Genomic DNA, 7,437 nt, shown 5'->3' with positions numbered 1-7,437 from the left:
AACGAGCAGGGGAACTAGACAGCTCCAACTCGACAACGAAGGTCTCTCCTATGTCAACAACCCTCCGGGTCAGTACAGCTAGCGCCGGGGGAGCGCGAAGCCCCGGGCCTCGCCCGGCTGCTGGAGCGCTTCGAGGGCCCGCTGCACCGAGGCCGCATAGATGACGCCGCCGCTCGGGTTCGGGTGGATGTCGTCGCCCGCGAGCGCGTCGGCGACCCCCGCCACGGCCCCGGTCCAGTCCGCGACGACAACGCCCCGATGCGCGGCCGCAAACTCGGTCAGGGTCGCGTTGACCTGCGGGATCCACTCACGGTCGGCGTGCGCGTTGACGAGGATGAGCGGACGATCGCCGGCGATCGTCAGGAGCTCGTCGAGCGATTCCGGGTCGACCGGACCGTTGGTGCCGAGGCCCACGAGGAGCACCTGCCGCAGCGATCCGTCGGACGCCCACTCCGCCGTGAGTTCCACACCGACGCCCATACCTCGGGATACCGCGGCATCGATCGCGATCCCCGGGAACGCCTCCTCCAACTCCGGGAGGCTTGCGAGCATCACGGAGTCTCCGACGGCGCTGATCTCGCTGCCCTCCGGCACGAGCGGTGCGTCGGGGGTGGGGGATGGCTCGGGATCCGAGGCGCCCCGTGCGGCCTCGTCGTTCTTGTCGTCGGGGTCGCGCGTGCCCTCGTCGTCCGCATCCGCCGTCCCGCCCGACGGGCCCGTGGTCGGCGGCGCTCCCGGCGCGGTGGTGGTCGTTTCGGAGCGGTCGAGCGCCGCCTGGCCACGGGCGATCGCCTCGGCCGCGGAGGTCTGTGACGGGGCGGTCACGATCGCGGCGATGCCGGCCGGCACCGTCACCGCGAGTACCGCGCCGAGCGCGATCGCGACGGTGCGCTGACGCGGCGTGGCCCCGAGCGGACGCAGGAGCAGGCGAATCGAGCGTCGCAGTCCGAAGCGGCGCACGGGCTGCTCGACGTAGCGGTACGAGAGCGCGGCGGCTCCGAGCGTGCCCGCGAGAGTGAGAGCGGCGACGAGCCAGGGCTGCGTCGGACCACACACCGCGGTCGCGATCAGGAGCAGCGGCCAGTGCCACAGATAGATCCCGTAGGAGCGCTCACCGATCCAGCGTAGCGGCTGCACGTCGAGCGCCTGGCCGATCAGCGCACCGGGGCGGGTGACCGCCCAGACAAGTGCGAGCGCGGCCACGGTAGCGAGCTGGAAGCCGCCCTGGAAACTCTGCGGGCTGCCCTCGGGAAGGGTGGCGGCCAACCACGCCAGGACGGCGAGCGAAGCGACGGCCACGAATCCCCAGCCCAGTTGCCGGCCGCGGCCGGGAGCGTGCGCGGGGAGCATCGTCTCCCGGGGCTGGATCAGTGCCGCAAGAGCCGCACCCCAGAACAAGCCGAATGTGTGTGTATCCGAGCCGAAGTACACGCGCGTCGGATCCGCCCCCTGCAGGGACAGCTCGGCCATGAGCGCGGCGGACCCCACCCCCAGCAGGAGCAGGGGAATGGCGCGGCTGCTCCGGCCTCGCAGCTTCAGCAACAGCAGGACGAGGAGCGGGAGCAGAATGTAGAACTGCTCCTCGATCGACAGCGACCAGGTGTTGCGGAAGAGTTCAGGGGTGTCGCGGGCGAAATAGTCCGCACCGTTCGCGATGAACACCCAGTTGCTCACGAACAGTGAGGCGCCGGCGATCTGGCCCCCGATGCCCACGAGGAGATCTCCGCCGAGGGGCAGCGCGAGCGCCGCGCAGACGAGCAGGACCAGGCCGAGGGCCGGCAAGAGCCGGCGTGCCCGCCGCCGCCAGAACGAGCCGAGCCGGATCGTGCTGTGCGTGGCGGCTTCGCGCAGGAGCAGCGACGTGATCAGGAATCCGCTGATCGCGAAGAAAATATCGACACCAAGGAAGCCACCGGGCAGGGCCAGCGGAAACAGGTGATACACCAGGACGAGACCCACCGCGAGTGCGCGCAGGCCGTCGAGTCCGCCGAAGCGGGCGTGGCGGGCGGCGGCGGGAGTGGGGGAATGGGGCATGAAGAGGCTCTCGGACGATGCGTCGAATGCGCGGGGTCCGGCTCTAGTGTACGCGGCGGAGGCTGAGCGCGGTGTGCCCGGTCCGGCGGATCTGGCAGGATCGAAGCGTGACTCCTGAACCCCTCCCCGCAGCGGCACGCGTGCGCCTCGACCTTGCGTACGACGGGACCGACTTTTCCGGCTGGGCCGTGCAGCCCGGCTTGCGCACCGTCCAGGGAGAACTTGAAGCGGCGCTGGGGGTCCTGCTCCGCACGCCCGAGGCGCGACTGACGGTGGGCGGGCGCACCGATGCGGGGGTGCACGCGCGCGGGCAGGTCGCTCACCTGGACGTGACCGCTGCGCAGCTGGAGAAGTGGTCCGGGGTGCGCCCCGCGGGAGACGCCCCGGCGTTGGGTGATCCGGCGGCCTCCGCGGCGGACGCGGACACCTCGGCAGCGGCGGCAACGCGCGCTCGCAAGCTCAACGGCGTGCTGAAGCGGAGCGCGCCGGACATCGCCGTGCACTCGGCACGCCTGGTGCCCGCGGCGTTCGACGCCCGGTTCTCCGCGCTGCGCCGCCGCTACGAGTACCGCGTGCGCCCGAACGATGGCCGACGGGACCCGCTCACGGCGCGATTCACGGCGGAGATGCCCGTTCCGCTGAATCTCGACGCCATGCAGCGGGCTGCCGACGAACTGCTCGGCCTCAACGACTTCACGACGTTCTGCAAGGCGCGGGAGGGCGCGACCGCGGTGCGGGACTTGCTCTGCTTCGAGTGGCGGCGTACCGAGGACGGGGCGTTCGCTGCCCGGATTGAGGCGGATGCGTTCTGCCACTCGATGGTGCGGGCCCTCGTAGGGGCCGTGGTGGCCGTCGGCAGCGGCCGCATCACGGAGGACGAGCTCCGCGAACTCCGCGATGCCCGAGTCCGCTCGAGCCGCTTCACGGTGATGCCGGCGCACGGCCTCTCGCTCGAGGAGATCCGGTACCCGGAGGACGCCCAGGAGCTCGCCGCCCGGGCCGACGCAACACGGGCCCGCCGCGCCCCGCTCCCGGAGGCGTAACCCGCCCAGCCCGGCGAATCGCCCCGCCGAACCCCGCCCCGCCCGGCGCATCCCCCCGCCGAACCCGAGGTAATTTATCTAAACGGGCCCAAATATCACCGAATTTGGCTCACCTTAGATAAATTGCCTCGGGTTCGGCGGGAGCGGGCGGATGCGGGAGCGGGCGGGCGCGGGCAGGGGCGGGGGCAGGGGCGGGCCGCGCCGCGCACCAGGCGGACCTGGCCAGGGGCCCGCGGGGCCACGCCCGGGGGTCGCTGCGGCCAGGCTGTGCTAAAGTTGATCCTTGGTGCGTAAGCATCCGATTTGTTGAGCCCTCCATCGTCACAGCACCCGTATGGGACTGGGCAACGGAGTGGGATTCACGAAACACCTCCAATTCGATAGAAAGCAGCACGATAGTGACTCGCACATATTCGCCGAAGGCAGCTGATCAGAAGCACGACTGGATCGTCATTGACGCCGCAGACGTGGTCCTCGGCCGCCTGGCATCGCACGCGGCAGCTCTGCTCCGCGGCAAGCACAAGACGACGTTCGCTCCCCACATGGACATGGGCGACTACGTCATCATCGTCAACGCTGACAAGGTGGTCCTCACGGGCAACAAGGCAGCGAACAAGAAGGCCTACCGCCACTCGGGCTACCCGGGTGGCCTCCGCTCGATGAGCTACACCGAGCTGCTCGAGAAGAACCCCGAGCGCGCTGTGGAGAAGGCGATCCGCGGCATGCTGCCGAAGAACTCCCTCGGCGCAGACCTGTTCCGCAAGCTGAAGGTCTACAAGGGTGCCGAGCACCCGCACGCTGCGCAGCAGCCCACCCCGTACACCTTCGGCCAGGTCGCGCAGTAACTGCGCCCCGACGAGACATTCAGAGAGAGACTTCACAGTGACTGAAGAGCAGACCGTGGCCCCTGAGAGCTACACCACCGAGTCGCCCGCATCGCAGGCAACCGCATCCGCACCCCGCCCGGCGCTCACCGTTCCCGGTGCAGCTGTGGGCCGTCGCAAGCAGGCGATCGCCCGCGTGCGCCTCATCCCGGGTGCTGGCACCATGACCGTCAACGGTCGTGAGCTCGCCGAGTACTTCCCGAACAAGCTGCACCAGCAGCTCATCACGGATCCGTTCACGACGCTCGAGCTGAACGGCTCGTACGACGTGATCGCACGCATCGCCGGTGGCGGCCCCTCGGGCCAGGCCGGTGCGCTGCGCCTCGCGATTGCTCGCGCCCTCAACGAGATCGATGCCGAGCACAACCGCCCGGCACTGAAGAAGGCTGGCTTCCTGAGCCGCGACGCTCGTATCAAGGAGCGCAAGAAGGCCGGTCTCAAGAAGGCCCGCAAGGCGCCTCAGTACTCGAAGCGCTAAGCAGGAGGCCTTCCCCTATGGGACGCCTGTTTGGCACCGATGGGGTTCGGGGTCTGGCCGGGGTCGACGTGACCGCCGAGCTGGCCCTGAACCTCGCCGACGCTGCGGCTCTCGTTCTTGGGCGTTCTGCCCGGAGCGAGAGCCGTCGCGCTATCGCGGTCGTTGCCCGCGATCCTCGGGTTTCTGGTGAGTTCATCTCGGCCGCTGTCGCGGCCGGCCTGGCTTCTGCCGGCGTCGATGTGCTCGATGCCGGAGTGATCCCGACCCCCGCCGCCGCGTACCTCGTGGCTGACACGGGCGCCGATTTTGGCGTGATGGTGTCAGCCTCGCACAACCCGGCGGCCGATAACGGCATCAAGTTCTTCGCCGAGGGCGGGCGCAAGCTTGCCGATGACATCGAGGACCAGATCGAGGCCGCGCTTGAGCGCCCCGCGATCGCGGTGACCGGGCGCGAGGTTGGCCGGATCCGGCGCTTCGCGGACGCGGAGGATCGGTACCTCGTGCACTTGCTGGGCACGCTCGACGGCATCCGCCTCGACGGCCTGCATGTCGTGCTCGACTGCGCCCACGGTGCCGCGGCCGGCATTTCCCCGGACGTGTTCTCTGACGCCGGCGCGAAGCTGACGGTGATCGGCAACGATCCCGACGGCTTCAACATCAACGACGGGGTCGGCTCGACCTGCCTCGATCCGCTGATCGCCGCTGTTCGCGAGCACGGCGCTGACCTGGGCATCGCCCACGATGGCGATGCGGATCGCTGCCTGGCGGTTGACGCCGACGGCAACGTCGTAGACGGCGATAAGATCATGGCGATCCTGGCGCTGTCGATGGCGGCCCGCGGCAAGCTCGATCAGAACACGCTCGTGGCCACCGTCATGTCGAACCTCGGACTCAAGCTCGCGATGGCCGACAACGGTATCGACGTCGTTGAGACCGGGGTGGGCGACCGGTACGTCCTCGAGGCGATCAACGCGCACGGCTACTCGCTGGGTGGCGAGCAGTCCGGCCACGTCATCATGAGCGAGTACGCGACGACGGGCGACGGGATCCTTACGGGCCTGCACCTCGCCGCGGAGCTCGTGCGCAGCGGCAAGACCCTCGCGGAGCTTGCGAGCTGCATGCGGGTCTACCCGCAGGTACTCGTGAACGTGCGTGGTGTGGATCGTGCGGGGGTTGCGGGCGACGACGTGTTGCAGCAGGCCGTGCGCCAGGCCGAGGTGGCCCTCGGCGGCCAGGGCCGCGTGCTCCTGCGCCCGTCCGGCACCGAGCCCGTGGTGCGCGTGATGGTCGAAGCGCAGGAGGTCGAGCAGGCGCAGAAGCTCGCCGACGATCTCGCGGCGATCGTCAAGGAGCGCCTCGCGGTCTAGCGGGTGCGCGCTGAGCAATCTTGCCCCCACGGCACTCCCAAACGGGAGTACCGTGGGGGCATGAGTCTCTGGGTGCGCGGTGCGCGAGTGGTCAGCGGGATCGGTCTGGGCGCGGTCGCCGCGCTGCACGGCGTCTGGGCGGCCGGGTCGAGCTGGCCCGCGCGGGATCGCCGTGCGCTCGGGGAGGCCGTTGTCGGGGGCCCCGACGCGTTCCCGGGGACGGGTGCCACGGCCGCCGTCGCGGGAATCGCCGCGACCGGCGCAGTGGTGACCGCCGGCGCGTTCGGAAACGGCCGGGGCGTCGTGCGGGTGCGCCGACTGACGGGGCTCGCGCTGCTGACCCGCGCCGCCGTGGGCGGCGATGTCGCGCTCGCAGCGCTCGGGATGCCCGCGGCGCAGGATCGCTTCGTGCGGCTCGACGCCCGGGTCTACCGCCCGCTGTGCGCGGTGCTGGGGGTCGCCGTGCTCATCGGAGCGAAACGGCGGCCGCGCCCCACGCACACCGCGAACACCGCCCGCTAACGGCGGCGGCACCCGCGGGCGCTGCCGAAACTACAGCTTCCGGAGCAACACTTTCTGCACGCGGTGATTGGCCTCCTTGCGCAGCACAAGCGAGGCGCGCGCCCGAGTCGGCCGGATATTCTCGACCAGGTTGGGCTCGTTGATGTTGTTCCAGAACTCGTCGGCGAGGGCCGACGCGACGTCGTCGTCCAGGCCCGCGAAGCGGCTGAAGTGCGAGCTCGGGTTCGCGAACGCGCTCTCGCGGAGCCGCAAGAAGCGGTTCCGGTACCACTGGTGGATGTCTGAGGTGCGGGCGTCCACGTAGACCGAGAAGTCGAAGAGATCGCTGACGGCGAGCGGGTGCTCCATGGACGCGGGCTGGAGCACGTTCAGGCCCTCGACGATGAGGATGTCCGGGCGGCGCACCACCGTGTACTCGTCGGGCACGATGTCGTAGAGCAGGTGGCTGTAGTGCGGCACGCGCACCTCGTCGATACCCGCTTTGACCTGGGAAACGAAGCGGAGCAGGCCGCGTCGGTCGTAGGACTCGGGGAAGCCTTTGCGGTGCGAGATCCCGCGCCGCTCGAGCTCCGCGTTGGGGTACAAAAAGCCGTCCGTGGTGACGAGTGACACCTGGGGCGTCTCCGGCCAGCGCGCCAGCAGATCGCGCAGGATGCGCGCCACCGTGGACTTTCCGACCGCGACAGATCCCGCGATCCCGATGACAAACGGGCTCGGCCGATCGCCGCCCCGTCCGAGGAAGCCGCGCGTGCGCTCGTGCATTTCTCGCGCGGCGATCGCGTATTGATTGATCAGGCGGGACAGGGGACGGTACACCTCGGAGACCTCGGCGAGGTCGAGCGGCTCGCCGAGGCCCCGAAAGGCCTCCACTTCGTCCTCGGTGAGCGGCATCGGGGTGGAGCCGGCAAGCCGGGCCCACTCGTCACGCCCGATCTCGATGAAGGGGGAGGTGAACTCCGGACGCACGAGTGGAATCGTGTCCGTGCTTACCTCGCGGGTCCCGTTCGGTCCGCCGTGAGTGTCTGCGCTGACACGGCTGGAACGCGGGTGGGAAGTCTGGGGTGTGTGGATCTCGGCCATTGTCCATCCATGCTGCCATTAAACTAGTG

General features: G+C 69.7%; 7 protein-coding genes. 5 read left to right on the top strand and 2 right to left on the bottom strand.

Annotated features, from left to right (window positions below; genetic code table 11):
• Positions 1–78: 78 nt before the first annotated feature.
• Positions 79–2,034: an acyltransferase family protein gene (locus D3230_RS03600; protein ID WP_202343601.1), complete on the bottom strand. Its 1,956-nt coding sequence runs from the start codon at positions 2,032–2,034 to the stop codon at positions 79–81.
• A 107-nt stretch (positions 2,035–2,141) separates the two neighbouring features.
• Between D3230_RS03600 and truA the strand changes: the two genes are divergently transcribed.
• The 5 genes from truA to D3230_RS03575 all read left to right on the top strand — a co-directional run bounded on the left by truA (position 2,142) and on the right by D3230_RS03575 (position 6,328).
• A complete protein-coding gene (gene truA / locus D3230_RS03595) occupies positions 2,142–3,077 on the top strand; it encodes a tRNA pseudouridine(38-40) synthase TruA (protein ID WP_202343600.1) in 936 nt (311 codons plus the stop codon).
• A 398-nt stretch (positions 3,078–3,475) separates the two neighbouring features.
• Positions 3,476–3,922, top strand: a complete 447-nt coding sequence (gene rplM / locus D3230_RS03590) for a 50S ribosomal protein L13 (protein ID WP_202343599.1) — start codon at positions 3,476–3,478, stop codon at positions 3,920–3,922.
• 37 nt (positions 3,923–3,959) lie between these two features.
• On the top strand, positions 3,960–4,439 hold the full coding sequence (gene rpsI, locus D3230_RS03585) for a 30S ribosomal protein S9 (protein ID WP_202343598.1): 480 nt from the start codon (positions 3,960–3,962) through the stop codon (positions 4,437–4,439).
• A 17-nt stretch (positions 4,440–4,456) separates the two neighbouring features.
• Complete coding sequence (glmM, locus tag D3230_RS03580; RefSeq protein WP_202343597.1) at positions 4,457–5,806, top strand: phosphoglucosamine mutase; 1,350 nt, start codon at positions 4,457–4,459, stop codon at positions 5,804–5,806.
• Positions 5,807–5,866: 60 nt separating this feature from the next.
• Entirely contained in the window at positions 5,867–6,328 is a 462-nt protein-coding gene (locus D3230_RS03575) for a DUF3995 domain-containing protein (RefSeq protein ID WP_202343596.1), read from the top strand.
• Between the two features lie 30 nt (positions 6,329–6,358).
• Here the strand turns inward: D3230_RS03575 and coaA are convergent, their stop codons facing one another.
• A complete protein-coding gene (gene coaA, locus D3230_RS03570) occupies positions 6,359–7,408 on the bottom strand; it encodes a type I pantothenate kinase (RefSeq protein WP_202343595.1) in 1,050 nt (349 codons plus the stop codon).
• Positions 7,409–7,437 lie beyond the last annotated feature (29 nt).

It is taken from the genome of Leucobacter chromiireducens subsp. solipictus (assembly GCF_016758195.1).
GTDB lineage: Bacteria > Actinomycetota > Actinomycetes > Actinomycetales > Microbacteriaceae > Leucobacter > Leucobacter solipictus.
The sequence above is the reverse complement of the archived record's forward strand: the minus strand, read 5'-3'. Positions and strand labels throughout refer to the sequence as shown.

Bases quoted from the DNA above. Each gene is read 5' to 3' on its own strand.
- D3230_RS03575 (WP_202343596.1), top strand. From the start codon at position 5,867: ATGAGTCTCTGGGTGCGCGGTGCGCGAGTGGTCAGCGGGATCGGTCTG.
- coaA (WP_202343595.1), bottom strand. From the start codon at position 7,408: ATGGCCGAGATCCACACACCCCAGACTTCCCACCCGCGTTCCAGCCGT.
- glmM (WP_202343597.1), top strand. From the start codon at position 4,457: ATGGGACGCCTGTTTGGCACCGATGGGGTTCGGGGTCTGGCCGGGGTC.
- D3230_RS03600 (WP_202343601.1), bottom strand. From the start codon at position 2,034: ATGCCCCATTCCCCCACTCCCGCCGCCGCCCGCCACGCCCGCTTCGGC.